Raw genomic sequence first — 26,739 nt, forward strand, 5'->3', positions numbered from 1 at the left:
GTTTTTCTACAAAATAAAAAATGTACATATTGAGTGTACATTTCCGCTTAAGCTTGTCTACCATTTCTATTCTATTTCATATATATACTATATATCGTTTTAGAAAGAGGTGACTTATATGCTACAAAAAGAGAATCTATCAGATATTATACGTTTACTAGCAGGTTTTCTATTATCATTAAAATTACTGTTTAATTCTTTCGGAGTGAACTTTATTACAAACGATCAAATTGATGCTATTGTAAATGTTGCTTCCTTTCTTTTCATTTTATATTTTGGTTATAAAAATAATTATGTAGGAAAAAAAGGAATCGAGCAAAAAAAAGTACTCAAAAAACACAATCTTCATTAAAAAAGGAACCTTTCTTACAGGTTCCTTTTTATCATTGCCGCACAACAACTTCATTTGTTTGCAGTGGACCATATGATACTCCTTTATATTGAAATGTATATGTAGCCTGAAATAATGCGTTTTTAAGTGCTTTATCTTTATTTGCTTTTATTTTACAAATTAGTTCTACCTTCTCATTCGGTAATAAATTATCAATCCGCCACCTTACAAGCTGGAACAGGAACTCACTCATCCCCTTATCAGCCTTTAATGAGTTTGGAATATAGGCAAAATAATCTCGAATCATATGACTTACTACAACTCGTGAAATCATTTCCATTCCTTTATTTTCAACTTCAATTCGAATAATAAGTATGTCATTTACATCATAGGTCAGTTCATATGCAAATTTTTCTTTATACATACTACGGATTTGCAATGTAACTGCTACATTAGGACATTCGTTTTCTTTTTTTGAGCCATCAATCCATAACACCGGTTGTAGCGGCATTGAACGCCTACCTTGATCTGAAATTCGTTTCCATATTTTCATAATAATATTCACCCCATTTCAGATGCATCATATCCATACGACCTTATTCTGCCTCTCCACACAATATTAATAAAGCTTGTTACAAACGATATATAGTTATTACTCTTTCTTTTATCCTATTCGACAATATAAAGAAAAAACCATTTTTCCTCTGTTAACAGAAGGTATTCTTACTGAAATATTTTTTTACAATTTCCTTCATTGACTTTAAACCAATACTAAGTATTGCTCACTCTTTCTCTGTCCATACAACAGAATATTTTGGCGGAAGAAAAAGTTTGCCTTTTAGTCAAATTTGACTATAATATTCTTTATGGCTTTGTCAGTGCACTTATGTAAATTAATTTTAAAAACTATATTTCAAATTTTTATGCGCTGCACTCAAAACTTCATATAGTTTACTTATTATTAAAGGAGGGTTATATTTGGAATCTCAATTATCAAAAAAAGACTCTAACAATACAAAATTTGTTGTTGCAGGTTTATTACTTGGTATTTTAATGGCGGCAATGGATAATACAATCGTTGCAACAGCAATGGCAACGATTGTTGGAGACCTAGGAGGATTTGACAAGTTTGTTTGGGTCACGTCTGCATATATGGTAGCAACAATGGCAGGGATGCCTATCTTCGGAAAACTTTCTGATATGTACGGACGGAAACGCTTTTATATTGGTGGTCTCATTCTTTTCTTATTCGGTTCTGCACTTTGCGGGACAGCATCTAGTATTGAGCAACTAAGTATTTATAGAGCAATTCAAGGGATCGGTGGCGGTGCTCTTATGCCTATCGCCTTCACGATTATGTACGATATATTCCCACCAGAAAAGCGAGGAAAAATGACAGGGCTATTTGGTGCGGTTTTCGGGACATCTAGTGTATTTGGCCCTTTATTAGGTGCTTATATTACAGACTATATAAGTTGGCATTGGGTCTTCTATATTAATATTCCATTAGGAATTATCTCCTTCTTCTTCATTACTAAATACTACAGTGAATCTCTAGAATTTAGAAAACAAAAAATTGATTGGGCTGGCGCTATTACACTTGTTATTAGTATCGTTTGCTTAATGTTCGCCTTAGAACTTGGTGGTAAAGAATACGCATGGAATTCCACTGTAATTATCGGTTTATTTACAACAGTTGTTATTATGCTTATTATTTTCTTCTTCGTAGAACGAAAAGCAACTGAGCCTATCATTTCTTTCCATCTATTTAAAAAACCTTTATTCGCAGCTAGCCAAGGCGTTGCCTTTTTCTATGGTGCCGCTTTTATTATCTGTACAGTTTATATCCCAATCTTCGTTCAAGGCGTTCTCGGTGGTTCAGCCTCCAATGCTGGATTAATTTTAACACCTATGATGGTTGGCTCTGTAATTGGAAGTCAAACAGGTGGACAGTTAGCTTCTCGAACAAGCTATCGTAACATCATGATGGTATCTGGCATTTTCTTCGTAATTGGTATTTATTTACTAAGCACTTTAACAATGGATACACCTCGTCTACTTGTAACGCTATTTATGGTTCTCACTGGACTTGGAGTTGGTTTCTCGTTCTCAGTTTTAAGTATGTCTTCTATCCACAAGTTAGAAATGCGAGACCGTGGTTCTGCTACATCAACAAACTCATTCTTCCGTTCACTCGGTATGACTCTTGGTGTAACGATTTTTGGTACAATTCAAAACCATATTTTTACTACTAAATTAAACACTGTGTTCCCTCCAGAACTAGCTAAATTAGCTCCAAAAGGCGGAGACACAAGTTTCTTATTATCACAAGGTGCTACCGAGAAGATTCCAGCTGAAATATTAACTGGTATTAAAGATGCTCTCGCTACCTCTATTGCCAGTACATTCTTCTGGGCACTGATCCCGGCTGTACTAAGTGTTATTTGTATTTTACTTATGGGAAATGAACGCCTCTTTACAGGTCCAAAAACGAAACAAAAACAAAAGCAAGTAAGTTAATATAGAGAAAAGAAACGGCATATCCCTTTATGAAAACGGATATGCCGTTTATACTATGTATAAAGTTTTTATTTATAGGAGTTGAGACAGCATGAGCATGAAACTAGTCATTCTCGGCTTGCTACTCGAAGGGGATAAACATCCATATGAAGTGCAGCACATCATGAAAGAACGACAAATGGATTGTTATATTAAATATGCAAAAGGATCACTTTACTACGCCTTCGAGCAATTAGAAAAGCAGGGTGCAATTCGTATTACCACGATTGTTCGGGATACGAATAGACCCGATAAAACAATCTTTCATATAACAGAAGAAGGTAAACGGTTATTTCACACGTTACTATTAAAACAATTCGAGGCAAAAAATCAAATATATAAACCAATTTATTCAGCACTCTCTTTCGCTCATTTTGGTGATGATCAAGAGTTAATTCCTATTTTAGAAAAAAAGAAAAATGATACCGTTCAATATTTACATAAAATGCAAACTATATATGATTGTAGTAAAGGACAAATTCCACGTGCACAACTATATATTTTACAAAGCGTTATTGAACATATTACAGTTGAATTGCAATGGTTAAACACCCTCCTTACAGATGCAGTTGCAGGGCGACTGTCGGAAATTGATATAGATACAAATTAAACTTATAAAGAAGAAACTGTAAAAAGACAATAAAGTTATTTCTTTTTACACCCTAAAACAAGCATAGCCCCGTTCTAATTTAGGACGGGGATGCTTGTTTTATTTTCGCTATAAGATACTTATTTCACTGCACTCAAAAATATAACAAAGATTTATTTATCACCGGCATCCCATAATAGAAGATTATTTCTTAAAATTCTATATAAAAAGGTTGTTGATTTTCATCCAAACTGTATTCAATTCTTTGTCTGAAATTCATAAAATTCACCATCTCTAACGCCTGCTCAATAGGATAGAACCCTACTTCCAAACTTTCTGGTGTAGTCGTTAATTTACCTCCAACTGGTCTAGCTAAAAACAACGTATTACATATTGAATGGTTCACATTTTGGAATACTCCACAAAATTTTAAAACTTCAATATCAACACCTGTCTCCTCTTTAGTCTCCCTTATTGCAGCATCCTTCAAAGACTCTCCTTCTTCAACTTGTCCACCTGGCATTTCCCATCCTCTTCTAGGTCCCTTAATTAATAAGATTTCTTTTTGTTCATTAATTACAATTGTCGCTGCTGAAACTATATGTTTTGGTGGTGAATAAATATTTTGTGTACTTTGTTCCAATTGAAATTCCCCATTTCTATAAACTTAGTATATGTATCTTTATACAGAAACCTTTTTCTTTCTTGTGATAACTTACTATTTCAAAATGAACCATTCAATCCCCTTCCTCATTCCAGAATATGGATTAATTTTCAAATAACATAACTAGCATCTTAGCTCTGTACAAGTACATACTTTTTTGTATGTTTAATCGTACTTACTTTCAATTCCTCTTACTTTTCTTCGCCTTATAAAAACCAGAATAATCCGAATAATAAAAATAAAAAACTTTAGAATTTTCTTATTTTAAAACAGTAGACAAAATTCCAAAAATTGTGTTAGAATTTGTTTCAATATCATATCGCTTGTTAACTTCCTTTCAAAAGGAAAATAGGTACACGAAAATTTTGTTTCGTGTTTAAAAGGGAAGCTTGGTGAAACTCCAACACGGTCCCGCCACTGTAAATGCTGAGATTTCTTTTCTATGCCACTGTGAAAACGGGAAGGTAAAAGAGATTATATGAAGCATAAGTCAGGAGACCTGCCTGTTTTAACAACACTGATAGATTCACGGATGATGATGAGGTGTTAAAACAAAAAGGAAGGCTTATTTTCTATGCCTTTATGCTTTTTGTTATAGGTATTTCCTAGTAAACGGAAATGCTTACTTTCAATTAGGGAGGAATTTAAAATGGCAATTCAAACAAGTAACTTAGGTTATCCACGTATCGGACTACAACGAGAGTGGAAAAAGACATTGGAAGCTTTTTGGTCCAATAAAATCGATGAAGAACAATTTTTAACAAAGATGAAAACAATTCGCCTTCAACACGTAAAAGTACAGCAAGAAAAAGGGATTGAACTCATTCCAATTGGCGACTTTACATATTATGATCACGTTTTGGATACTGCTTATATGCTAGGATTTATCCCATCACGTTTTTCTGAGTTTACATCTTACCTTGATGTATATTTCGCAATGGCGCGTGGCTCTAAAGATCACGTAGCTTCTGAAATGACAAAATGGTTTAACACAAACTATCATTATATCGTTCCTGAATATGAAGAGGGATTACAAATCTCTTTAAAAGATAATCGTCCACTTCGCTTATACGAAGAGGCAAAACAAGAATTAGGAGTAGATGGAAAACCTGTTATTTTAGGACCATATACTTTCTTAAAATTAGCTAAAGGCTACACACAAGAGCAATTTGCTACGATTTTAAAACAGTTAGTTGCACCTTACGTACAACTGATTTCAGAACTACATGCAGCTGGTGCACAAGTCATTCAAGTTGATGAACCGATTTTTGCTTCTTTAACGAAAGAAGAAGTTCAACAAGCAAAAGAAATTTATGAAGCTATTCGTAAAGAAGTTCCAAATGCGAATCTTCTTTTACAAACATATTTTGATAGTGTAGAAGAAAACTATGAAGAAATTATTACATTCCCTGTATCCGGTATTGGATTAGATTTCGTTCATGGTAAAGAAGGTAATCTAAATGCTATTTCAAAATATGGATTCCCAGCTGATAAAACTTTAGCTGTCGGTTGTATAGATGGCCGTAACATTTGGAGAGCTGACCTTGATGAAGTTCTTACGTTATTTACAACGTTACAAAAACAAGTCCAAACGAAAGATTTCATCGTTCAGCCTTCTTGTAGCTTATTGCATACGCCAATTGATAAAACAGAAGAAACTCACTTATCAACTGAGCTATTCGATGCGTTAGCATTTGCAAATCAAAAATTAGAAGAGTTAGTTCTTATTCATTCCGCTCTTACTCAAGGTACAGAAAGCATTAGTAATGAGCTGGAAACATACCGAAATGTACATCATACAATTCGTTCATCTGCTGCACGTAACCGAGAAGATGTTAAAGCAGCACGAACAGCACTAAAAGAAGAAGATTTTTCACGTCCTCTTCCATTTGAAAAACGATACGAATTACAACAAGTTGCCCTGGAGTTACCGTTATTACCAACAACGACTATTGGTAGCTTCCCGCAAACAACTGAAGTTCGTCAAACTCGAAAAGAATGGCGTAACGGTGTTATTTCAAATGAACAATATGAACAATTTATTGAAAAAGAGACAGAAAAATGGATTCGTTACCAAGAAGAAATTGGTCTTGATGTTCTTGTACATGGTGAATTCGAAAGAACTGACATGGTCGAATATTTTGGTGAGCGCCTTGCTGGTTTCTCATTCACTAAAAACGGTTGGGTACAATCATACGGTTCTCGCTGCGTAAAACCACCTGTTATTTATGGCGATGTTGCCTTTATTAACGGAATGACTATTAAGGAAACAGTTTATGCACAAAGCTTAACAGAGAAAGTTGTAAAAGGAATGTTAACTGGACCTGTTACGATTTTAAATTGGTCCTTCGTTCGAAATGACATTCCAAGAAAAGAAGTTTCGTATCAAATTGCATTAGCTCTTCGTCACGAAATTGAACTACTTGAATCTTCCGGAATTCGAGTAATCCAAGTCGATGAGCCAGCACTTCGTGAAGGAATGCCACTAAAAGAAAAAGATTGGGATGCTTATATTACATGGGCAGTACAATCCTTCCTTTTAGCAACTTCTTCTGTAGCAAATGAAACACAAATTCATACGCATATGTGTTACAGTAACTTCGAAGATATTGTTGATGCGATTCGCGCATTAGATGCAGATGTGATTTCTATCGAAACATCAAGAAGTCACGGTGAATTTATTGACACATTAAAACATACAACATACGAAAAAGGCATCGGTCTAGGTGTATATGATATTCATAGCCCACGTGTACCGAGTAAAGATGAAATGTATAAAATCGTAGAACAATCTTTAGAAGTATGTGATCCTAAATATTTCTGGATTAATCCTGATTGTGGTTTAAAAACGAGAAGAACGAAAGAAGTTATCCCGGCTTTAGAACACATGGTGCAAGCAGCAAAAGATGCTCGTTCCCTGCTAAAAACAAACGCATAACAAAAATGGGTTATCCTTTTTGAGGATAACCCATTTTTTATTCTTTACTTTCAAAAAAGAATTCGTATTGTATTTTATATAATTCATCATCCGTTGGTTCTTCAAGAGGAGTTGCCTGTAATACAACCGTATACTCACCATTCGGAATAGGGATTTGGAATTTATTCGAAAGAATACTTGTTACAACGATACATTCATTTTTAACTGTAAAAGGAACTGTAACCGTTCTAATCACCTCTTCTTTCTCAATATGTTTCCCAGGGGTCACTTTTACTTCACAAGTATAATCAGAGAGTGCTTCAAAAATAACAGTTCCATCCACCTTCGCATAACCTCTTTCAAAATCTTCATCCGTCCAGTCTACGTAAGGCTGATCACCGTCATAGTTCATCAACATTAATTGCGAATAAGAAATTGTTAACTCCATCGTTCCCCTTCTCCTTCATTATGAAATATGCAACTACTACTTTACGTCAAATTTCACACGCGTACCATCTGGGTATTTATCTAACTTATTTCCTACCCAAGACCCTGCTCCGCGGTTATCTGCTGGACTTATATATTCAATATGTGCTCCTTTTCCGCCTTCTTTACACATCGCCATTGGCCATTCATCACGATCATACCCTTTTTTTGATGGGTATGGAGCTAACGATAATTTTCTTCTATCCGCAGCACCACCACGGTCGATTGTACAAACTTCTGAATGTCCTTCTTTTATAGCATCCGTAATATGTTTCCCTGTCTCTGGATATCGCTCTTTCGGAAATTCTAGAACTTGATCATATGCATTCGTTTTTTTGATACTTGTTTCCTCTGGAACAAGTACTTCATAAACCGCTACTACAATAGAAAGAATTGCAATAATTGAAATGATAATACCTTTTAATTGCTTCATGTATACCTCCATGCTTCTACCAGTTTCTTTTCCTCAGTTATTATAACAAACTTCTCCTGTATATGTTTTCAGACATTATTTTAGCTCTTCTTCGCCATTCCGCCAAAAACTCTCATTTTTCTTCATCTTTTCACTAATGCTGTAGAAAACTAATAACCTTCCGACATTCTTTTTTAAAGGAAGTCCTCATAAAAGATTGAAATGATATATACGATACTTTTTGGGGAGGAAATAACATGGAAGCTATCTATAAAACGAAAGATGTCACGAATAAAACAGGCATCCCAAAACATATAGTCCGTAAATATAGCCAACTGTTAGAGGAACATGGTTATATCATTTCAAAAACAGCTGATGCTCGTATTTATAAACTGGATGATTTAAAACTATTGAAATCTATACATGAAAGAGCTGCTAAACTGCAAGAAGATATTTCAGAAACGATACCTATTATTTTAAAAGAAAAAGAGGCCCCGCCTGTACCCGCTATACAAGATAAGCAAGAAATACAAACGAAAGAAAAAGAAGATGGGCGTAACTTTGAGGAGTTCATGTTAAAACTTGAAATGCTCGCTCAATTAAATGAAGCAATTATTCATCAAAATTCTACCCTTATTACCCAAAATCGTTTAAAAGATGAAAAGCTAGATGAATTGATGCAACAAGTTTATGTAAAAGAAGGCTCTCAAGAAAAAATGCTACAAGAGTTAGTAGATCATGCCGCTCAAACAGATGCCCTGCAAAAAGAAAAGATGGACTTATTAATGAATCATATGTATAAACGAGAATCCAAGCAAGAGGAAAAAATGAATAAACTCGTAAATCAAATTTATAATAAAGACAGCAATCGGGATGCACAACTTATGCAAGTGATTCGCGAAATTCAAGAAACAAAAAGATTAGTCGCAGCTTCGAAAGAACAAAGTTTTTTTCAATCATTTAGAAGTTTATTTAGCCGATCAAAACAAGAAAAAACATCTGAATAAAATAATATTTTTTTCCTATATAAAATAAAAAGTTACCTTCCATCGGTAACTTTTATTCCTTATTTCTTACAGCTGGCAATATAATAATCGCTTCAGTTCCTTTCCCACTTTCGCTTTTATATTCCAGCGTACCATTATGCGCTTGTAAAATACTAAATGTTACCATAAGTCCTAATCCTGTCCCTTTTTCTTTTAAAGAATAATACGGTTGTCCCAGTCTTACTAACTGTTCTTTCGTCATTCCAACACCACTATCTTTAACTCTTATTACTATCGTTTCATCTTTTTGCATAGCCGTTACTTTTAAATATCCTTTATTTCCTTGGATTGCTTCAATACCATTTTTAACAACATTCATAATAGCTTGCTTCAATTTCGTCTTATCACCGATCGTATAAAGACTTTCAGAAATCTCAACTTGCAAATATACACCTTGCATCGCTGCAAATGATGACATAAGAGTTGTCATTTCAATTAATTGAGCGGATAAGCAAATGTGTTCTTTTTTCTCAATTTGCGGCCTTGCTAAATTCAAATAATCTGAAATAATTTGTTCTGCCCGATCCAATTCGGCTAATACGAGACGCATATAATCCTTATTCTTCACATCTTCCGTACTTTCTAACAATTGAATAAAACCACGAACAACAGTGAGCGGATTTCGAACCTCATGTGCAACACTTGCTGCCAACTCACTTACAATATTAAGCTTTTCTGACTTTTGCATCTCTGTACGTAATATTGCATTTTCGTTTAAATATTCTGTTAAGTACACTTGAAATACCATAGTCATAACCATAATAAGCGAAGCAAATATATATCCGCTATATAAGTGTGAAATGTGTGGTGTAAACCCCGTTTCTAACAGAACGTTAATCATACCAATCACTAAAGAAACAAGTACGTACAATGATGAAATCATAAATGCTAAAATTAGCTTCTTATCCCTTGAAAATAGAGACCATTTCTTTGATAAAAATAATGGAACTATCAATAGAAATATTACTTCTATGACCGGAAGAAGGCTCATTCCCTTTAGCGCCCATTCATATGCAACAAAAATAACGGCCGGGATTAAACCAACAATCCCACCATATAAAAAACCACTAACAATCGGGATTGGGTGAAAATTATACCCACAAATGTCACCAAAACAAATAGAGTATGTCATGGAGAGAATGAGTGTAATGCTGGATAAAAACATAATAAAGTAGCGGTTCGGCTTCGGAGGCATTTCTTGATAACGATTTAAACGAATCGCTTCATATAAAAATAGTGGCAAAATAATGATGGCAATTTGGATCATTAAATCACGGATCAGCTCCATAGCCTCTCATCCCCTATATGTATTTTGATATGATTATATCATTTTACGGGTTTATTTGTTTTAAAATTTTGATTTTTCTTAACATATTTGTTAATTCTTTGTTAACAGCACATAATAATTGTTACAGATTTTCGAAATGAATGTAAACCCTGTACCAAATTTCTGCCTGACAGTATACAATGAATACGGATTACAAAGAAAATAAAAAATACTTCATGAGACGGACAACTATAGCAAAATACAGCATATAATCCATACTATCTATGTTTACAAATAAGTGATCATTATTTTAGTAGGAGGAAGATAAATATGGCGGGTACTACGCTTGTTTTAAAAGAAGAAAATTTGGTCGTTCTAGAAAATGTTGAAAAATCAGTATATGAAGAGTTACAGCATAAAACCGGAGAAGAAAATTGCACATGTGCTGTGAATGAATCAGTTGTTCACCTTGGCAAAGTATCCTCTGTACTTTGGAATGAAGATGAAATAGATTGGGAGTACGGATATTAAAAAGTCGCTTACAGCGGCTTTTTTTCTATTATCCCTCTCTTTCTACATAACATATACGCAAGCGAAATCATAGAAAATATGTTAAAATGAACTTAATTTTCAAACGGAAGAAAGGGAGATACAATGGAACAATTCATTAATCCTAGAGTGAAAGACATCCAAATTTCTGGAATCCGTCAATTCTCTAACATGATTCAAAACTATGATAATCTTATCTCTTTAACAATTGGACAACCCGATTTCCCTACGCCTTCTCTCGTAAAAGAAGCGGCAAAACGGGCTATTACAGAAAATTATACAAGCTATACACATAACGCTGGTTTACTAGAATTACGCAAGGCAGCTTGTAACTTTGTAAAAGATAACTACGATTTACAGTATTCACCTGAAAACGAAACCATCGTTACAATCGGTGCTAGTGAAGCAATTGATATTGCATTCCGAACGATTTTAGAGCCAGGAACAGAAGTTATTTTACCTGCCCCTATTTATCCAGGATACGAACCAATTATTCGATTATGCGGTGCTACACCTATTTTTATCGATGTTCGTGAAACTGGCTTCCGTTTAACAGCCGAAGCGCTAGAAAATGCTATTACAGAAAAAACAAGATGCGTCGTACTGCCATATCCTTCTAATCCAACTGGTGTAACTTTATCAAAAGAAGAATTACAGGGTATTGTAACTGTTTTAAAAGATAAAAATATTTTCGTCCTTTCTGATGAAATTTATAGCGAACTTGTATATGAACAAAAGCATACATCTATCGCTCATTTCCCAGAAATGCGTGAAAAGACTATCGTCATTAACGGTTTATCAAAATCTCATTCTATGACTGGCTGGCGTATCGGTCTATTATTCGCACCAAGCTATTTAGCAGGACATATACTAAAAGTTCATCAATACAACGTAACGTGTGCTACTTCAATCGCTCAATATGCTGCAATTGAAGCATTAACAGCTGCTAAAGATGCACCAAAAATGATGCGTCATCAATACAAGAAACGCCGCGATTATGTATATAATCGACTCATTCAAATGGGCTTAACAGTTGAAAAGCCAACAGGTGCATTTTACTTATTCCCATATGTTGGTCATTTAACATCTTCATCATTTGATTTTGCACTTGACCTTGTCAAAGAAGCTGGACTAGCTGTCGTTCCTGGAACTGCATTTTCTGAATATGGTGAAGGCTATCTTCGCTTGTCCTATGCGTATAGTATTGAAACTTTAAAAGAAGGCTGTGATCGATTAGAGGCCTTTCTGCAACAAAAAGCTAAGAGTTAAACTCTCAGCTTTTTGTTGCATAATGATCGCAAGTTTGGCGCTTTAGTAATTTATGAGGAATAATAATACACTTTGCAGTAGACTCTGCATTCTCTACTTTATCCACTAAAGCTTTTGCTGCCTCATATCCTAGTTGATAAATATTCACATCAACTGTCGAAAGTGGCGGACTCGCAATTTCTGATAATAAAGCATTGTTAAAGCTTATAATGGAAACATCCTTTGGTACAACGAATCCTTTTTTAGAAAGAGCACTTAACACACCAAGTCCAATTAAATCATCCGTTGCCACAATTGCTGTCGGTGGTTGCTGTAGTCCCATTAACTCCTCAACGGCTTGTTGACCACTTTCCCTCGAAAAATCAAAATGTAAAATATACTCTTTTGGTAATACAATGTCCGCTAATTTTAAAGCATCACTCATACCAGCCAAACGATCTCTCGTTACAAGTAAATCTGATCCACCGCCGATGAACGCGATTTGTTTATGACCTAATGAAATCAAATATTCTGCTACTTCTCTTGCAGCTGTATAATTGTCATTATCTACATATGTAATTTCATCTTTTCGATCATACGGTTTCCCAATTAAAACAAACGGGAAATTTTGTTTATGCAAATATTGAATAATCCGATCATTCTCTCTTGAATATAAAAGAATAATGCCACCAATTTGGCGCCCCTGTACCATCTTTACAACACCATTAAAAATTTCATCTTCCGTCTCACCTGTCGACATATAAAGCGCATACCCTTCCACATGTGCAAATGAACTAATCCCTCTTATAACTTCTGGGAAAAACGGATTTTGAAAAGCTTTACTTGCAGAACTTGGCATAACAAGACCAAGTGTTTTTGTTGTTTGGTTAGCTAGGTTTCTTGCGTTTAAATTGGGATGATACCCTAGTTCACTCATTACTTTCCGAACACGACGCTTTGTTTTTTCACTTATACTTGGATTATCAGCAATTACACGAGAAACGGTAGATGGTGCTACATTCGCCTTCTTCGCCACATCTTTAATTGTAACTGTCATAAAAATCCCCCTCCTCTCACTTCTCTGCCATTTTGTTATATATTTTAATCTTGCACCCGTTGCAAGTAATAGGAGCAATCATAAACTTTCATTGATTCTATCTTGTAATACCTATCATATTCTCCCTCTCCATGTATTGTAAGGGATATAGCTCTTTTTTCCTATACTATAATATACTATTTATTTCACTTCTTTTCATATGTGATGTCAAATCTCTTTTCATCTCCCTATAAAGCTTTTTATAGGGAGATGAAAAGAAAAATGGGACATAATGTCCCATTTTTCATCCTTTCGTACCTCCAGCAGTTAAACCAGAGATAAAGTATTTTTGTAGTGATAGGAATAAAATTGAAATTGGGATTGCAATCAATACTGAACCCGCTGCGAACGTTGTGAATTCATTACCAAATTTCTTCGCTACCATTTCATATAACCCAACTGCTAACGTATAATTTTCTGGTGTGCGCAAAATAACACTCGCTAAAATGAAATCTGTAAATGGACCGATGAAAGTGAATAACGCCACAACCGCTACGATTGGCTTTGCAAGTGGCATAATGATTTGCCAAAAAATACGGAAATGTCCTGCCCCATCCATACGAGCTGACTCATCCAATTCTTTCGGAATCGTATCAAAATATCCTTTCATAAGCCATGTATTCATTGGAATTGCTCCGCCTACATAAATTAAAATTAATGCGAGGTGCGTATCGATTAACCCTGTTAACTGTGCTAATACGTATAGAGCGATTAGCGCCGCAAAGTTTGGAATCATTTGCAGAATTAAAAATGTTAATAAACCATTTTTTCTTCCAACAAAACGGTATCTTGAAAATGCATAAGCAGTAAAACTAATTGCTAACACTGAGAAAATCATCGTTATAACACTTACTTTTAATGTGTTTTTATACCATAGTAAATAATTACTATTCTCTAAATCTAATAACTTACGATAATGATCTAACGTTGCATTTTGCGGAATAATACTTGATCCAGATAAACTATCACCCGGATTAAACGATGAGCCAATAATCCATAATAATGGATAGAAAATGATGGCACACATTACGAAAATAACGAGATAACTTAATGAGAGACGTAACATCTTTTGTCTTTTAATATTCATTTACATCATATCCTCTTCTTGGAATGATTTTGTTCTCTTAAATTGCCATAACGCAACTGTAATAACGATTAACGATAAGATCATTGTAAGAGCTGCCGCTTTCCCGTACTGCGCCGAAGTCATCGTTAACTTATAAATCCATGAAATTAAAATATCTGTTCCACCTGCGTCTTGTCCAGCTACAGCAGGACCTCCGCCGTTAAATAGATAGATGATACTAAAGTTGTTAAAGTTAAACGTATATTGCGTAATTAATATTGGTGCTGTTGCATATAGAACAAGTGGCAATGTAATTTTACGAAACTGTTGCCAAGCTGTAGCTCCATCTACTGTAGCAGCTTCATATAACTCCCCTGGAATCGATTGCAGTATACCTGTTGTCATTGCAAAGACGAACGGGAATCCAAGCCACGTTTGAATCATAATTAAAGCAATTTTTGCCCAAAATGGATCTGTCATCCAAGCAATCTTTTCGATTCCAAATAAAACTAATACTTGATTGTTAATTGCTCCAAATGTCTCATTAAACATACCAGAGAAAACAAGAATAGATACGAATGCTGGAACCGCCCACGGTAAAATGAAGATTGTTCGAATAATTGCCTTCCCTTTAATACCAGGCTGATTTACGATAATCGCTAAGAAAATACCAAGCGCAACTTGTAATGTCGTTGCAACGAATGTCCAAATGACAGTCCAAGAAAATACGCTTAAAAATGTCTCTCTCCACATCGGTAATGTAAAGATATCAATAAAGTTTTTGAAGCCCACCCAATCTACTAATTTAGCTGGAGGAGAGTGGTATAAATCATAATTCGTAAATCCAATTAAAATTACGAAGATGATTGGAAATACAACTACAAAGATAAGTAATAGAAAACCTGGTGAAACCATTAAATATGGAAAACCTTGATCTAGTAAATTACGGTATTGCTCTTTTACAGAGTTTAAAGGTGTTCCTATATCACGTTTCTTCCCATTTTGGTATGCATCATATAAATTAAATGCATATATTCCGAGTCCAAAAACGATGACGATGAGTGCCAAGATTCCTTCTACTAATAGAAAGACAGAATGATCACGTGGAACTTCTGTACCTAGCGTTACAATTCCCCATAATCCCATATTTAATAAATCAGCAAAGGCTACAATAAATGAACCTGTTAATACTAGAAAAATAAGCCCTTTTACAAATTGCTTATTATACATTTGGCCCACGCCTGGAATGATAGATAACATGGTTGCCATTTTCCTATGCTTTGAACCGTTTAAACCGTTTGCTGGTTCCATAGATGTTTGCATGTTCCTTCCCCCTTTTTTCTGGGAGAGAATTCATGCCCCTCATATGAGAGGCACGAATTTCACCTTATTTTTTCTTACTATGATTTGCCTCAATATTACCTTTAATTTGCTTCACTGCATTGTCAAGTGCTGCTTTTGGTGCCTCTTTTTCCGTAACAACTAATTGAAGCGCATCTCCAGCTGGTTTCCATACTTCTTGCATTTCTGGAATGTTCGGCATTGGAATTCCATTTTCAGATTGTGTTGCAACTGCTTTTGCAGCTTCATTATCTTTAATGATTGGATCTTCCATTACTGCTTTTACTGGAGGAATTTCTTTTGTTTTCTCAAATCGAATTTTTGCGTTCTCTTCATTTGTTACCCATTCAGTGAACTTTGTAGCTAAATCATTTTGTTTAGAGAAACTTGTTACATGCCACCCTTTAACCCCAACAAATGTTTTCATTGGTTGACCGTTTGGTAATTTCGGCATTGGAGCAACGCCATAATCAATTCCGTTCTTTTCCATTGCTTGGAACGCCCATGGACCATTCATGATAGATGCTGCTTTTCCTTCGTTAAATAGTCCATCAGCAGCAGGTCCACCAGATTCACCGATAATACCTTTCGGGAATAACTTTTCTTTGTACCATTTTTGAAGATATTCAGCACCTTGTACTGCCCCACTATTATTTAATCCAACATCACTTGCATTTGGCTTTCCATCTTTTTCACCAAACACATAACCACCCATACCTGCCATGAATGCATTAGCAAAGTAGAAGTTATCTCCTAGTGTTAAAAATCCATACTTGCCATCCTTCGTAAATTCTTTTGAGAAGTTAAACAGCTCGTCCATCGTTTCTGGTGCCTTTGGCATTAATTTTTTATTGTAAATAAAGACTGGTGTCTCAATTGCTTTTGGTAAACCATATAATTTCCCGTTATATGTCTGTGCTTCTATTGATGATTCAGTAAATCTACTCTTCACAGCATCATCAGCTTTCACTTCAGAAAGTAAACCTTCTGTTACTGCGTTTCCAATTTGATCATGTGGCAATGTTACAACATCTGGTCCCGTCCCCGCTGGTCCATCAAGGCGTAACTTCTTCACTTGATCTGTCATTTGCATTTCAACGACTTTTACTTTTACTTTATATTTTTCCTCAAAACTTTTCACTGCTGGTTCTAAACCAACACCTTTTTTATCATCTTCCCAAACGAGAAGATCGTAATCTTTCTTCGCTTTACTTTCTTCTTTCTTCCCTGAATCTTTCGGCCCACATGCAGATAACATACCAATTGATAATGCTGAAACCGTTAATAATGATAATGCTTTCTTCATCCCAAAAACCTCCCTAAATTGTATATGTACCTTACTAATTGAAAACGTTTGCATTAAATGGTTTAATAGAAGCACAAACAATATCTCAATCTATGAAAACGTTTGCGCTATTTGTCTCTCATTATACATTCTTTTATTCATTTTGCAAATATTAATTTTAAAATATTATTACTACACTCCTTATACATTGACTTTATATGAAATGAATACTACTCTTATAAGCAATATTAAAGCTATGCAAAAAGCAATCGTTTGCAACATATACTTTATTATTATACTTAAGGGAACAATATGCATGGAGATATTAAAGGGGGATTTTCTATATGCTTAAAGAAGCTATTTATCATAGGCCAAAAGATAATTACGCATACGCTTATGATGAAAAAACGATTCATATCCGAATACGTACTAAAAGAGAAGATGTTCAAAGCGCCACTCTTATTTACGGTGATCCTTATGAATGGAAAGACGGGAAATGGATTACATCAAGCACACCGATGAAAAAAACTGGTTCTACTGCATTGTTTGATTATTGGTCCATTTCCATCGAGCCTAAATTTAAGCGCTTACGTTATGGATTCGAATTAAAAAATGATACAGAAACGCTTATTTATGCAGAGCGAGGATTTTTTTCCAGTATTCCAAATGATGACGTTGGTAACTTTTTCTGTTTGCCATTTATTCATGCAAATGATGTGTTTCAAGCACCTTCTTGGATTAAAGACACCGTTTGGTATCAAATTTTCCCAGAACGGTTCGCTAATGGAGATCGTGCACTAAATCCAGAAAACACTCTTCCTTGGGGAAGCGCTGAGCCAACTCCAACTAATTTTTTCGGCGGAGATTTTGCTGGTATTATTCAAAACCTCGATTATCTTGTTAAGCTTGGAATTTCGGGAATATACTTCACACCTATTTTCAAAGCACATTCAAACCATAAATATGACACAATTGACTACATGGAAATCGATCCGCAATTCGGGACGAAAGAAACGTTCAAAGAACTCGTTCAGGCATGTCATACACACGGTATAAAAGTAATGCTCGATGCCGTGTTTAATCATAGTGGATACTTTTTCGATAAATTCCAAGACGTACTAGAAAACGGTGAGAAGTCTGCTTATAAAGAGTGGTTCCATATTCATGAATTTCCAATTGTAACGGAGCCACTCCCGAATTATGATACTTTCGCGTTTACACCGTATATGCCTAAATTAAATACAGCACACCCAGATGTAAAAGAATACTTACTTGAAGTAGGGCGTTATTGGGTAAGAGAATTCAATATAGATGGTTGGCGCCTTGATGTAGCAAATGAAGTAGACCACAGCTTTTGGAGAGAATTCCGAAGTGAGATAAAGGCATTAAATCCTGAAGTATATATTTTAGGAGAAATTTGGCACGATGCACTTCCATGGCTACAAGGAGATCAATTTGATGCTGTAATGAGCTACCCTGTTACAAACGCTCTACTGTCTTACTTTGCTAATGATTCCATTAAAGCAAATGAATTTATGAAACAAATTACAGAATCTCTACATTCCTACTCTATGAATGTAAATGAAGCAGCGTTTCATTTATTAGACAGTCATGATACACCAAGAATATTGACAACATGTAACGGAGATAAAAATAAGTTACTGTTACTTTATGTATTCCATCTTTCCTTCATCGGCTCTCCTTGTATTTATTATGGAGACGAAATTGGTATGGACGGTGGTATGGACCCAGATTGTCGCAAATGTATGGTTTGGGATACGAAAGAACAAGATCATCTATTATTTACACATATACAAACATTAATTTCATTACGAAAGCAATATAAAGCATTTGGAGGACATGGTACTTTCCAATTCATCGAAGCAAATGATGAACATAATTATATTTCTTATACGAAAACATATGAAGATGAAACTATCTTTTTCGTTTTAAATCCGACTAATAGTGATGTTACAGCTTCACTCCCTCTCCATGTTACTGGAAAGAAAATTATTAACATTTATACAAACGAAGAATTTTCAGCGGAAGCAAGTGTATTACAAGTTACACTTCCTCCATACGGATTCTCAATCTTAAAATGGTAATAAAAAATCCTTATGCCAAGATGTGGCATAAGGATTTTTCTTATTTTAATTTAAATACCATCGCTTCATATGGACGTAATACAATGTTGTCTATCGATCCACTCTCTACGTCGTAATTGTGTATTAATAACTCTGATTCACTATAACTAATGTCCTTAGGCAATTCAAATACACATTCTTCCGCCGTAAAGTTTGCAATAACAAGAAGTTTTTCTTCTTCATATGTTCTTACATATGCAAAAATAGAAGGATTATTATCTAATATTAAATCATATGATCCGTACACAACTATTTCATTATTTTTGCGTAGGTCAATTAATTTTTTATAGTAATAAAAAATTGAATCTTTATTTTGGATCGCTTGTTTCACATTGATTTCTTTGTAGTTAGGGTTTACCGTAATCCAAGGCTCACCTGTTGTGAATCCAGCATGATCTTTATCATTCCACTGCATCGGTGTTCTAGCATTATCTCGGCCTTTTATATAGATAGACTGCATCACTTTATCTATATCTTCACCGCACTCTATCACTTTTTCCTTATACATATTTAACGTTTCAATATCTCGATATTCATCAATCGACTCAAATCGAACGTTCGTCATTCCGATTTCTTCTCCTTGATAAATATACGGTGTTCCTTTCATCATATGAAGCACCGTCGCTAACATTTTCGCAGATTCAATGCGATACATTCCATCATTACCAAAACGAGATACAACGCGTGGCTGATCATGGTTATTCCAATACAGGCTATTCCACCCTGTATGCTCTAATGCTTTTTGCCACTTCGTTAAATTCTCTTTTAAAGTAAGAAGTGAGCATGGTTTTACATCCCATTTTCCGCCTTCTCCCGAATCTAAATCCATATGTTCAAATTGGAATACCATCTGCAGTTCTTTTCGTTCTTCTCCAGTATACATTTTCGCTTCTTCTGTCGTTACACCAGGCATTTCACCAACCGTCATAATATCATAATGAGACAATACTTCTTCATTCATTTCATGTAAATATTTATGAATGTTTGGACCGTTCATAAAATGCTTATGACCTGAAACATACCCCTCTTCTTCGGTTTCAACAGCTGGTAATCCCTCTTCTTTAGAAATAAAATTAATAACATCCATACGGAAGCCATCAATTCCTTTTTCTAACCAAAACTTCATCATTTCATAAACATCTTGTCTTACCTTTTCATTATCCCAATTTAAATCCGGCTGTTTTTTAGAAAACAGATGCAAATAATATTCATCTGTCATTTCATCATACTTCCATGCAGATCCACTAAAAGCTGCTCCCCAGTTGTTCGGCTCTTTTCCTTCTTTTCCAGGACGCCATATATAGTAATCTCTATATTTATTATCTTTTGATTTACGTGATTCAATAAACCAATTATGTTCATCAGAAGTATGGTTAACAACTAAGTCCATCATAAGTTTCATATTACGTTCATGCATTTCATGTAATAGCTCATCCCAATCTTCCATTGTTCCGAACTCATTCATAATTTTACAATAATCACTTATATCATAACCATTATCATCATTTGGAGATTCATAGACCGGTGATAACCAAATGACATCAATCCCTAATTCTTTTAAGTAATCTAGCTTTGAAATAATCCCACGAAGATCCCCAATACCATCACCGTTACTATCCATAAAGCTACGAGGATAAATTTGATATACTACACTTTCTTTCCACCACTGTTTTTCCATTATGCTACCCCATTTCATTAATAATTCGATTTTCTCTGTTTTTTAAGGCGCAAACGTTTTCATTAATGAATGATAACAGATTCTCTCTTAATTTAAAATAGCGCTTACAACTTTTATTCTTATTTTTCTAAGAAAACATACGCAAATTACTAATATTCCTCTAACAAATGAAAACGTTTTATTTTTTTGTTTATTTTTTGAATCTATTAGTTTATAATGAACTCAAAGAAAACGTTTGCATAATTTTTTCTAGGGGGCAATACCATGGCAGAATTGAAATTAGAAAACATTTATAAAATATATGATAATAATGTAACAGCTGTAACAGATTTTAATTTACACATTCAAGATAAAGAGTTTATCGTATTTGTCGGTCCTTCTGGATGCGGAAAATCTACAACATTACGAATGGTGGCTGGACTTGAAGATATTTCAAAAGGAGAGTTTTCAATTGATGGTAAGCTAATGAATGATGTCCCTCCAAAAGATCGCGATATCGCAATGGTCTTCCAAAACTATGCTTTATATCCACATATGAGTGTGTATGATAATATGGCATTTGGATTAAAACTTAGAAAAATACCAAAAGATGAAATCGATCGTCGTGTGAAAGATGCAGCAAAAATTTTAGGCCTGGAACAATATTTAGATAGAAAACCGAAAGCGTTATCTGGTGGACAACGTCAACGTGTTGCGTTAGGGAGAGCGATTGTTCGAGACGCGAAAGTATTCTTAATGGATGAGCCTTTATCCAACTTAGACGCTAAATTACGTGTTGCAATGCGCTCAGAAATTTCTAAATTACATCACCGTCTTGGAACGACAACAATTTACGTAACACATGATCAAACAGAAGCAATGACAATGGCTTCACGTCTCGTTGTTATGAAAGACGGAAAAATTCAACAAATCGGAACTCCAAAAGAAGTATATGAAACACCTGAAAATATTTTCGTTGGTGGATTTATTGGCTCTCCAGCAATGAATTTCTTCCGTGGTAAATTGACTGAAACCGATTTCGTTATAGATAATTCATTAAAAGTCAAAGTAACTGAAGGAAAAATGAAGATGTTACGTGAACAAGGCTATGTAAATAAGGAAATTGTTTTAGGGATTCGTCCTGAAGACATTCATGATGAACTATTATTTTTAGAAGCTTCACAATCTACTGCCTTCACAACAAAAATCGAAGTTGCTGAGTTACTAGGTGCTGAATCTATTTTATATATGAAACTTGGAGATCAAGATTTTGCAGCACGTGTTGATGCAAGACATACATTTTCACCTGGAGATCAAATTAAACTAGCATTTGATATGAATAAAGCACATTTCTTTGATAATCAAACTGAACAACGTATTCGTTAAAAAATAATTTTCCTCTGTATAACATACAAAAAAACCGTCCACATACTTTGAGGGCGGTTTTCATTATTATACGAGGGCTTCTACTGTATGAAATGATTGTCCTTTCGTGCCAATAATACCGAAAATCGGTAAGTCACTCAGCACCACTTCTTCTTGCTTTTTCATAAAAGATGACGTTAATTGTTTTATCTCTATCCAAACGTCATTAATACAAAGTACATTGGAATCGTTCTCTTGTTGGCGAGAAAAAATAGAATCTATTTTATATAAACCAGCATTTTGAAAAAGCATATCAATGCGACTAAATGCATTCAAAGTAATACTGATAACGCGTTGCCAATCTCCTTGCTTTCCCATATCATAGGATACAAAAAGTGCTTCTCCGCCTAGATTCGTAATTTCCTCCACTGTTGCTTGTCCACTTTCTTGATCAATGTCCGTCACAATTACTTTTGCGCCTTGTTTAGCCAACAAAAGAGCTGTATTACGTCCAATACCGATGCCACCGCCAGTTACGATAGCAACTTTTCCTGCAAGCTTCATTTTCATTACCCCTTCTGTAAGTCTTACCGTCATTCAGTATACTCCTTTATGAGATTAGTCTGCAAGCAAGAAAAGTTGCTTATTAATTTGTAAGCGATTACTTTTTTACTCCTTCTTTTTTCTTACTATTACGCTGATCGAAAACTAAACCGATGAAAATTAAAATCCCCCAAAAGATTACGCTACCCCTAGTCATTTCAATTTCCCCCTTATTATATAAAGATATTATTTTAATCATTATAACATTTTCTTAATTTTCAATCTATTGAAATCAAAAATGATATGGATTAACTTTTTCTTATTATATATCCTTTAAAATATATTTATATAATTAAAAAAGACCTTCTTATTTTATGTATAAAAAGGTCTCTGTTTTATTATACAAGACTTATCACTTTTGTTTTTGTAATTAAATCTTGAAAACCACAATTATCTTTGCGGAATAACATCATATATACGTTACATAATATCGGAATTCCAAGTAGCAATATGTTCGGTAATAACAATACAAAAAATCTTATAATTAATGTTTGTAATGTTAACTTTTCACTCTTCAATGAAATTAATTTTATTCTCGTTACCTTTTTACCAAGTGTAACACCGTTCCAAATAAAGGGTACCAAAATAAAATATATCGCCATTAATATAAAAACTACTGCGAGATCATATCTATAATCACCAAAACTAATATTAAAGCGATTAAAAATAGCACTATAATTTCCGGTCATAATAGCTACTACTGCACCATACATAACCGAGATTAAAAACATGTCAATTAGGGAAGCACCTATGCGATTCATTACAAGCGCTGGACGATGCATCTTTAACTTCATTTTATGTCGACTCCTTCATATCCTTCTTTACCCGTCTCATCGTACCACTTCTAAAAAACATTGTAAACTAGCGTTTCTCTTACTTTTCTTGTACAATGTGTTACAACAGCATTGTAAAGGAGGTTCCCATATTGAAAAAATGGATAATCCTATTCGTCGCATTCCTATTAGCCGGTTGTGCTGGAAATACAAATCATATAACTTATACGATTAACGATGAATACGAACTCATACGTACTTCTGGAAATGCATTTGAACTTTTCCCATCGCAAGATGCTGTATATGCCACACAATACATTCCTGCAAAAATTACAGACATAGCTTGGGATGATAAATACATTATTGCAAAACAAATTGAGGAAAAGTCAGATCCGAATAACCCTGACGGAGCAATTGCAAATAAAAAAAGTGAGCATTATTGGATTATTGACGTAAAGCATAATAAACGTTTTGGTCCTTATAATGAAAAGCAATTTAATGAACAAAAAGATGCATTTAAAATTAAGGTACCTTTTCAAAATGTAGATTCATACATAAAAGAAAAGAAAAAACAGTCAGCATAATATTTTTAACGCTGACTGTTTTTTCTTTTATGTTTTTAAAAATCCCCTACTCAGAAAGTGAGATATTAAAAGTTTGTGCCTCTTTTACAACATCTTGCGTTTCTGTATCTGCTGCGACTACATTATCTGTTGTAAACTTAATATCCTTTACCTTTTCTTTTCCATCATCAAGTATTAAGCCGATAATACCATCTCTTGTTTCACCAGGCTTATAGTCTTCCCTTGATACATTTTTTGTACCAACGAGCGTATCTTCATCATATAAAAAGTTTTGAGTTGCTACTTTAAAATGTTGCTTATCATTAATCGTAACATCATTCATAGAGAAAAATTGCATATTTTTATTCCCGCTATTTTCCACCTTATATGTAATTTCAACGTAACGAATCGTATCACTAATCTCTGTACCACTTATCGATGCATATAACTCCGCATCTTCTTGACTTACTTTATCTCCTAATCTACGCTTTACTTCTTCAGGAGTTAATGCCGTAAATACTTTTAATGCATTTTTTGCATCTTTACTCATCTGCGATAAAGAGATTACTTTTACATCTTGTATGTGAATTTTCATTGGTGCTACTTCAAATGTTTGATTTACAGATTGAATCTGTTCTAACTTAAAAGTACCCCACCCTGTTTCTTTCACTTTTTGTCCTACTTTTTTCAGCTCACGCCCACCATATTCTTTTGTTTCAGGAATAGATTCTTTCTTCTTCGGTTCAACTTTCTTTTCTTCTTGATGGAAGCAACCACTTAACATAAGAAGAAAACTACATAAAACAAAAATATTTTTCCATGCTTTCATCATATAATTTCTCCTAACACTATCATTCATTAATATAAATTAGTCCTTTGCTTTGTAGACTATAGAAACAATGAGAATTCCACAAAAGGAACTTGTCAGTCCAGATACTATTATACCCCCTATTTGGAAAATATGAAAATAGGGATCTACTAATGCGTGAACGATAAATACTAGAGCTGCGAAAATGATTGCCGAAACCCAATACTTCCTTTTTTCTGAAGCTATCATAAAATCTTTCCCTGTTTCATCTTTATACTTCCATAGTACGTATAATAGTAATAAGAAACCAACACATGTACTCCCGTGTTGCATATATTTATACACCGGGATACTATGTAATCCTCTTTGTAACAATGGTATCTTCGTAACAAAATAGCCTGTATTATGAGTAAATGCATCCCAAACGACATGCGTGAGCATACCAAATAAAGCAGAATAGCAAAATACAAAGAAATCCTTCCATGTATGAAGCCCCCACCTCTCATCTACTGCATATGCAAAATAGCCAGCAAATGGTTTAGGTAAATGTGTTATAAACGGCTTTTTTAAAATGTAATGATACATATATGCTAACAGAAATACAAGTGGTAAATTTAAATATAAGAATCCAAGCCATGTATGCCCAATAACACCATACGGTCTAAAGTGTAAAAAATATTCAAAATCAGGCGCCATACTGCCTAATATAAGAGCCGTTACTGAAATATATTGAGAACGCTTTTTCACAAAAGGAAGAACTGCTGCTGGATGCGCAAATGTAAACGGCATGTTTTAACTCCTTTTCATATCTTCAATAGAATACCATCTATCATAACGAGAGAATTGATCTTGATGCAATATTTATTTTCACATTGGAATATGATAGTTTACATGTTATAATCCACATGAAATATTCAGAAAATAAGGAGAGGTTCACGTGTCATTAACACTTGCCTTTTTTCTCATTCTGCTTATCTTCTTTGTACTTACATACATCGGCTTTTTTCTGTGGAAGCACTTAAAAATTATAAAATATATGCCTGCTCTCGTTGGTTTTATAAGCGTTTTTTTTATTTTCATATGGAAGAGAATGACTTTAGGCTGGGAAGGTCTTGGCTTTGGCGCACTTCAATATACAATACTATTTGCAAGCTGTCTTACCCTTGTATTTGCTGCTTTTTTAGAATCAAAATCCGTTATGAATTGAGGTTTATATATTGATTGACGTACCCTTTTTAAAAAATGTCACATTAAAAAAAGAAAATATCCCTAGTTTTTCCGCATATCCTTACTGTCTACCCGCTATCCGAACTTTACAATCACTTGCCTTCCATCCAAATGTAACATTCATTATTGGAGAAAACGGAACGGGAAAATCAACATTACTCGAAGCAATTGCAATCGCTTTAGGATTTAATGCAGAAGGTGGAACGAAGAATTTCCGCTTTAGCACAAACGATTCACATTCATCTTTACATGAATACCTTCGAATTTCTAAAAGTTTCAATACACCAAACGACGGTTTCTTTCTTCGTGCTGAATCATTTTATAACGTTGCTTCTTATATTGATGAGATAGACGCTATAAAATCTTATGGCGGTGTTTCACTTCACGAACAATCCCATGGTGAATCATTCTTTTCCTTATTTATGAACCGTTTTTCAGGACAAGGTTTATACATTTTAGATGAGCCTGAGGCCGCTCTATCACCAATGAGGCAACTTTCCATGCTTATTCGAATGCACGAACTAGCGGAACAAGGTTCACAATTTGTTATCGCGACGCACTCTCCTATTTTAATGGCTTATCCTGAATCCACTATATATTCTTTAACACAAGAAGGGATTCATGAATCCACATTAGAAGAAACCGAGCATTACCAAACGACAAAACTTTTCTTTGAAAATCGTGATCGATTATTTCATCATTTATTTGATTCTTAATAAAAAAGAAGCAGCGATTGCTGCTTC

The 26,739-nt window shown here is 34.5% G+C and carries 27 protein-coding genes and 1 riboswitch; of the genes, 12 read left to right on the forward strand and 15 right to left on the reverse strand.

Annotated features, from left to right (window positions below):
* Positions 1-118 precede the first annotated feature (118 nt).
* Positions 119-352, forward strand: a complete 234-nt coding sequence (locus ACU8YW_RS19650; protein WP_000939452.1) for an SPP1 phage holin family protein — start codon at positions 119-121, stop codon at positions 350-352.
* Between the two features lie 31 nt (positions 353-383).
* On the opposite strand, the gene ACU8YW_RS19655 is transcribed toward ACU8YW_RS19650, so the two are convergent.
* Positions 384-884: a hypothetical protein gene (locus ACU8YW_RS19655; protein ID WP_088064324.1), complete on the reverse strand. Its 501-nt coding sequence runs from the start codon at positions 882-884 to the stop codon at positions 384-386.
* A gap of 425 nt (positions 885-1,309) precedes the next feature.
* On the opposite strand from ACU8YW_RS19655, the gene ACU8YW_RS19660 reads away from it, so the two are divergent.
* Both ACU8YW_RS19660 and ACU8YW_RS19665 read left to right on the forward strand, forming a co-directional pair.
* Positions 1,310-2,851, forward strand: a complete 1,542-nt coding sequence (locus ACU8YW_RS19660; protein ID WP_088064325.1) for an MDR family MFS transporter — start codon at positions 1,310-1,312, stop codon at positions 2,849-2,851.
* A 91-nt stretch (positions 2,852-2,942) separates the two neighbouring features.
* Complete coding sequence (locus tag ACU8YW_RS19665) at positions 2,943-3,500, forward strand: PadR family transcriptional regulator (RefSeq protein WP_060488391.1); 558 nt, start codon at positions 2,943-2,945, stop codon at positions 3,498-3,500.
* 190 nt (positions 3,501-3,690) lie between these two features.
* Here ACU8YW_RS19665 and ACU8YW_RS19670 read toward each other — a convergent pair whose 3' ends face one another.
* Positions 3,691-4,122 (reverse strand): NUDIX hydrolase, encoded by a 432-nt coding sequence (locus ACU8YW_RS19670; protein ID WP_046957439.1) that lies wholly within the window; start codon positions 4,120-4,122, stop codon positions 3,691-3,693.
* A 354-nt stretch (positions 4,123-4,476) separates the two neighbouring features.
* A riboswitch (cobalamin riboswitch) is annotated at positions 4,477-4,664 on the forward strand.
* 128 nt (positions 4,665-4,792) lie between these two features.
* On the opposite strand from ACU8YW_RS19670, the gene metE reads away from it, so the two are divergent.
* Positions 4,793-7,081, forward strand: coding sequence for a 5-methyltetrahydropteroyltriglutamate--homocysteine S-methyltransferase (metE, locus tag ACU8YW_RS19675; RefSeq protein WP_426933835.1), 2,289 nt, complete (start codon positions 4,793-4,795; stop codon positions 7,079-7,081).
* A gap of 37 nt (positions 7,082-7,118) precedes the next feature.
* Here metE and comJ read toward each other — a convergent pair whose 3' ends face one another.
* Together comJ and nucA are read right to left on the reverse strand one after the other, a co-directional pair.
* Positions 7,119-7,508, reverse strand: a complete 390-nt coding sequence (comJ, locus tag ACU8YW_RS19680) for a competence protein ComJ (protein ID WP_048546163.1) — start codon at positions 7,506-7,508, stop codon at positions 7,119-7,121.
* Between the two features lie 36 nt (positions 7,509-7,544).
* Positions 7,545-7,979, reverse strand: a complete 435-nt coding sequence (gene nucA, locus ACU8YW_RS19685; protein ID WP_000811502.1) for a DNA-entry nuclease — start codon at positions 7,977-7,979, stop codon at positions 7,545-7,547.
* A gap of 236 nt (positions 7,980-8,215) precedes the next feature.
* On the opposite strand from nucA, the gene ACU8YW_RS19690 reads away from it, so the two are divergent.
* On the forward strand, positions 8,216-8,965 hold the full coding sequence (locus ACU8YW_RS19690) for a DUF3967 domain-containing protein (RefSeq protein ID WP_000387495.1): 750 nt from the start codon (positions 8,216-8,218) through the stop codon (positions 8,963-8,965).
* A gap of 52 nt (positions 8,966-9,017) precedes the next feature.
* Here the strand turns inward: ACU8YW_RS19690 and kinB are convergent, their stop codons facing one another.
* Positions 9,018-10,292: a sporulation sensor histidine kinase KinB gene (gene kinB / locus ACU8YW_RS19695; protein WP_000420378.1), complete on the reverse strand. Its 1,275-nt coding sequence runs from the start codon at positions 10,290-10,292 to the stop codon at positions 9,018-9,020.
* Positions 10,293-10,601: 309 nt separating this feature from the next.
* Here kinB and ACU8YW_RS19700 point away from each other — a divergent pair, with 309 nt between their 5' ends.
* Together ACU8YW_RS19700 and ACU8YW_RS19705 are read left to right on the forward strand one after the other, a co-directional pair.
* Positions 10,602-10,802, forward strand: a complete 201-nt coding sequence (locus ACU8YW_RS19700) for a protein YkzT (RefSeq protein WP_000929285.1) — start codon at positions 10,602-10,604, stop codon at positions 10,800-10,802.
* Between the two features lie 123 nt (positions 10,803-10,925).
* Entirely contained in the window at positions 10,926-12,089 is a 1,164-nt protein-coding gene (locus ACU8YW_RS19705) for an aminotransferase A (protein WP_088608087.1), read from the forward strand.
* Positions 12,090-12,093: 4 nt separating this feature from the next.
* Here the strand turns inward: ACU8YW_RS19705 and malR are convergent, their stop codons facing one another.
* From malR to ACU8YW_RS19725, 4 genes are all read right to left on the reverse strand, one after another.
* The gene (gene malR, locus ACU8YW_RS19710) at positions 12,094-13,125 is read right to left on the reverse strand and encodes a maltose operon transcriptional repressor MalR (RefSeq protein WP_048546170.1); all 1,032 of its coding nucleotides are present in this window, start codon (positions 13,123-13,125) and stop codon (positions 12,094-12,096) included.
* Positions 13,126-13,408: 283 nt separating this feature from the next.
* Positions 13,409-14,251, reverse strand: coding sequence for a maltosaccharide ABC transporter permease MalD (gene malD / locus ACU8YW_RS19715; RefSeq protein WP_001022607.1), 843 nt, complete (start codon positions 14,249-14,251; stop codon positions 13,409-13,411).
* Complete coding sequence (gene malC, locus ACU8YW_RS19720) at positions 14,252-15,553, reverse strand: maltosaccharide ABC transporter permease MalC (protein ID WP_426933836.1); 1,302 nt, start codon at positions 15,551-15,553, stop codon at positions 14,252-14,254. It abuts the gene before it with no gap.
* 64 nt (positions 15,554-15,617) lie between these two features.
* A complete protein-coding gene (locus ACU8YW_RS19725; protein ID WP_000709925.1) occupies positions 15,618-16,877 on the reverse strand; it encodes an extracellular solute-binding protein in 1,260 nt (419 codons plus the stop codon).
* Between the two features lie 323 nt (positions 16,878-17,200).
* Here ACU8YW_RS19725 and ACU8YW_RS19730 point away from each other — a divergent pair, with 323 nt between their 5' ends.
* The gene (locus ACU8YW_RS19730) at positions 17,201-18,961 is read left to right on the forward strand and encodes an alpha-glycosidase (RefSeq protein ID WP_426933837.1); all 1,761 of its coding nucleotides are present in this window, start codon (positions 17,201-17,203) and stop codon (positions 18,959-18,961) included.
* Between the two features lie 40 nt (positions 18,962-19,001).
* On the opposite strand, the gene malL is transcribed toward ACU8YW_RS19730, so the two are convergent.
* A complete protein-coding gene (gene malL, locus ACU8YW_RS19735) occupies positions 19,002-20,678 on the reverse strand; it encodes an oligo-1,6-glucosidase (protein ID WP_088064329.1) in 1,677 nt (558 codons plus the stop codon).
* A 264-nt stretch (positions 20,679-20,942) separates the two neighbouring features.
* Here malL and msmX point away from each other — a divergent pair, with 264 nt between their 5' ends.
* On the forward strand, positions 20,943-22,043 hold the full coding sequence (msmX, locus tag ACU8YW_RS19740) for an oligosaccharide ABC transporter ATP-binding protein MsmX (protein WP_087985102.1): 1,101 nt from the start codon (positions 20,943-20,945) through the stop codon (positions 22,041-22,043).
* 66 nt (positions 22,044-22,109) lie between these two features.
* Here the strand turns inward: msmX and ACU8YW_RS19745 are convergent, their stop codons facing one another.
* From ACU8YW_RS19745 to ACU8YW_RS19755, 3 genes are all read right to left on the reverse strand, one after another.
* Positions 22,110-22,619, reverse strand: a complete 510-nt coding sequence (locus ACU8YW_RS19745) for an SDR family NAD(P)-dependent oxidoreductase (RefSeq protein WP_426933838.1) — start codon at positions 22,617-22,619, stop codon at positions 22,110-22,112.
* A 64-nt stretch (positions 22,620-22,683) separates the two neighbouring features.
* Positions 22,684-22,782: a flagellar motor protein gene (locus ACU8YW_RS19750; RefSeq protein WP_330938843.1), complete on the reverse strand. Its 99-nt coding sequence runs from the start codon at positions 22,780-22,782 to the stop codon at positions 22,684-22,686.
* Positions 22,783-22,963: 181 nt separating this feature from the next.
* The gene (locus tag ACU8YW_RS19755) at positions 22,964-23,419 is read right to left on the reverse strand and encodes an RDD family protein (protein ID WP_000769076.1); all 456 of its coding nucleotides are present in this window, start codon (positions 23,417-23,419) and stop codon (positions 22,964-22,966) included.
* 131 nt (positions 23,420-23,550) lie between these two features.
* On the opposite strand from ACU8YW_RS19755, the gene ACU8YW_RS19760 reads away from it, so the two are divergent.
* Complete coding sequence (locus ACU8YW_RS19760) at positions 23,551-23,982, forward strand: DUF3997 domain-containing protein (protein WP_000758773.1); 432 nt, start codon at positions 23,551-23,553, stop codon at positions 23,980-23,982.
* 46 nt (positions 23,983-24,028) lie between these two features.
* Here the strand turns inward: ACU8YW_RS19760 and ACU8YW_RS19765 are convergent, their stop codons facing one another.
* Together ACU8YW_RS19765 and ACU8YW_RS19770 are read right to left on the reverse strand one after the other, a co-directional pair.
* Positions 24,029-24,793: a CREC-EF hand family protein gene (locus ACU8YW_RS19765; RefSeq protein WP_048546181.1), complete on the reverse strand. Its 765-nt coding sequence runs from the start codon at positions 24,791-24,793 to the stop codon at positions 24,029-24,031.
* A 36-nt stretch (positions 24,794-24,829) separates the two neighbouring features.
* Positions 24,830-25,558, reverse strand: a complete 729-nt coding sequence (locus ACU8YW_RS19770) for a DUF4184 family protein (protein ID WP_088064330.1) — start codon at positions 25,556-25,558, stop codon at positions 24,830-24,832.
* 148 nt (positions 25,559-25,706) lie between these two features.
* Between ACU8YW_RS19770 and ACU8YW_RS19775 the strand changes: the two genes are divergently transcribed.
* Both ACU8YW_RS19775 and ACU8YW_RS19780 read left to right on the forward strand, forming a co-directional pair.
* Entirely contained in the window at positions 25,707-25,976 is a 270-nt protein-coding gene (locus tag ACU8YW_RS19775) for a hypothetical protein (protein ID WP_088064331.1), read from the forward strand.
* 10 nt (positions 25,977-25,986) lie between these two features.
* Complete coding sequence (locus ACU8YW_RS19780; protein WP_000567976.1) at positions 25,987-26,712, forward strand: AAA family ATPase; 726 nt, start codon at positions 25,987-25,989, stop codon at positions 26,710-26,712.
* The last annotated feature ends 27 nt before the right edge of the window (positions 26,713-26,739 follow it).

Source organism: Bacillus pretiosus, assembly GCF_052947655.1.

What these genes read in the sequence shown, in the direction of transcription:
- malD (WP_001022607.1), bottom strand. Translation starts at nt 14,251, where the DNA reads ATGAATATTAAAAGACAAAAGATGTTACGTCTCTCATTAAGTTATCTC.
- metE (WP_426933835.1), top strand. Translation starts at nt 4,793, where the DNA reads ATGGCAATTCAAACAAGTAACTTAGGTTATCCACGTATCGGACTACAA.
- ACU8YW_RS19700 (WP_000929285.1), top strand. Translation starts at nt 10,602, where the DNA reads ATGGCGGGTACTACGCTTGTTTTAAAAGAAGAAAATTTGGTCGTTCTA.
- ACU8YW_RS19770 (WP_088064330.1), bottom strand. Translation starts at nt 25,558, where the DNA reads ATGCCGTTTACATTTGCGCATCCAGCAGCAGTTCTTCCTTTTGTGAAA.
- ACU8YW_RS19690 (WP_000387495.1), top strand. Translation starts at nt 8,216, where the DNA reads ATGGAAGCTATCTATAAAACGAAAGATGTCACGAATAAAACAGGCATC.
- msmX (WP_087985102.1), top strand. Translation starts at nt 20,943, where the DNA reads ATGGCAGAATTGAAATTAGAAAACATTTATAAAATATATGATAATAAT.
- malL (WP_088064329.1), bottom strand. Translation starts at nt 20,678, where the DNA reads ATGGAAAAACAGTGGTGGAAAGAAAGTGTAGTATATCAAATTTATCCT.
- ACU8YW_RS19750 (WP_330938843.1), bottom strand. Translation starts at nt 22,782, where the DNA reads ATGACTAGGGGTAGCGTAATCTTTTGGGGGATTTTAATTTTCATCGGT.
- kinB (WP_000420378.1), bottom strand. Translation starts at nt 10,292, where the DNA reads ATGGAGCTGATCCGTGATTTAATGATCCAAATTGCCATCATTATTTTG.
- ACU8YW_RS19730 (WP_426933837.1), top strand. Translation starts at nt 17,201, where the DNA reads ATGCTTAAAGAAGCTATTTATCATAGGCCAAAAGATAATTACGCATAC.
- ACU8YW_RS19650 (WP_000939452.1), top strand. Translation starts at nt 119, where the DNA reads ATGCTACAAAAAGAGAATCTATCAGATATTATACGTTTACTAGCAGGT.
- ACU8YW_RS19755 (WP_000769076.1), bottom strand. Translation starts at nt 23,419, where the DNA reads ATGAAGTTAAAGATGCATCGTCCAGCGCTTGTAATGAATCGCATAGGT.
- comJ (WP_048546163.1), bottom strand. Translation starts at nt 7,508, where the DNA reads ATGGAGTTAACAATTTCTTATTCGCAATTAATGTTGATGAACTATGAC.
- ACU8YW_RS19745 (WP_426933838.1), bottom strand. Translation starts at nt 22,619, where the DNA reads ATGACGGTAAGACTTACAGAAGGGGTAATGAAAATGAAGCTTGCAGGA.
- ACU8YW_RS19725 (WP_000709925.1), bottom strand. Translation starts at nt 16,877, where the DNA reads ATGAAGAAAGCATTATCATTATTAACGGTTTCAGCATTATCAATTGGT.
- ACU8YW_RS19665 (WP_060488391.1), top strand. Translation starts at nt 2,943, where the DNA reads ATGAGCATGAAACTAGTCATTCTCGGCTTGCTACTCGAAGGGGATAAA.
- nucA (WP_000811502.1), bottom strand. Translation starts at nt 7,979, where the DNA reads ATGAAGCAATTAAAAGGTATTATCATTTCAATTATTGCAATTCTTTCT.
- ACU8YW_RS19655 (WP_088064324.1), bottom strand. Translation starts at nt 884, where the DNA reads ATGAAAATATGGAAACGAATTTCAGATCAAGGTAGGCGTTCAATGCCG.
- malC (WP_426933836.1), bottom strand. Translation starts at nt 15,553, where the DNA reads ATGCAAACATCTATGGAACCAGCAAACGGTTTAAACGGTTCAAAGCAT.
- ACU8YW_RS19705 (WP_088608087.1), top strand. Translation starts at nt 10,926, where the DNA reads ATGGAACAATTCATTAATCCTAGAGTGAAAGACATCCAAATTTCTGGA.
- malR (WP_048546170.1), bottom strand. Translation starts at nt 13,125, where the DNA reads ATGACAGTTACAATTAAAGATGTGGCGAAGAAGGCGAATGTAGCACCA.
- ACU8YW_RS19765 (WP_048546181.1), bottom strand. Translation starts at nt 24,793, where the DNA reads ATGATGAAAGCATGGAAAAATATTTTTGTTTTATGTAGTTTTCTTCTT.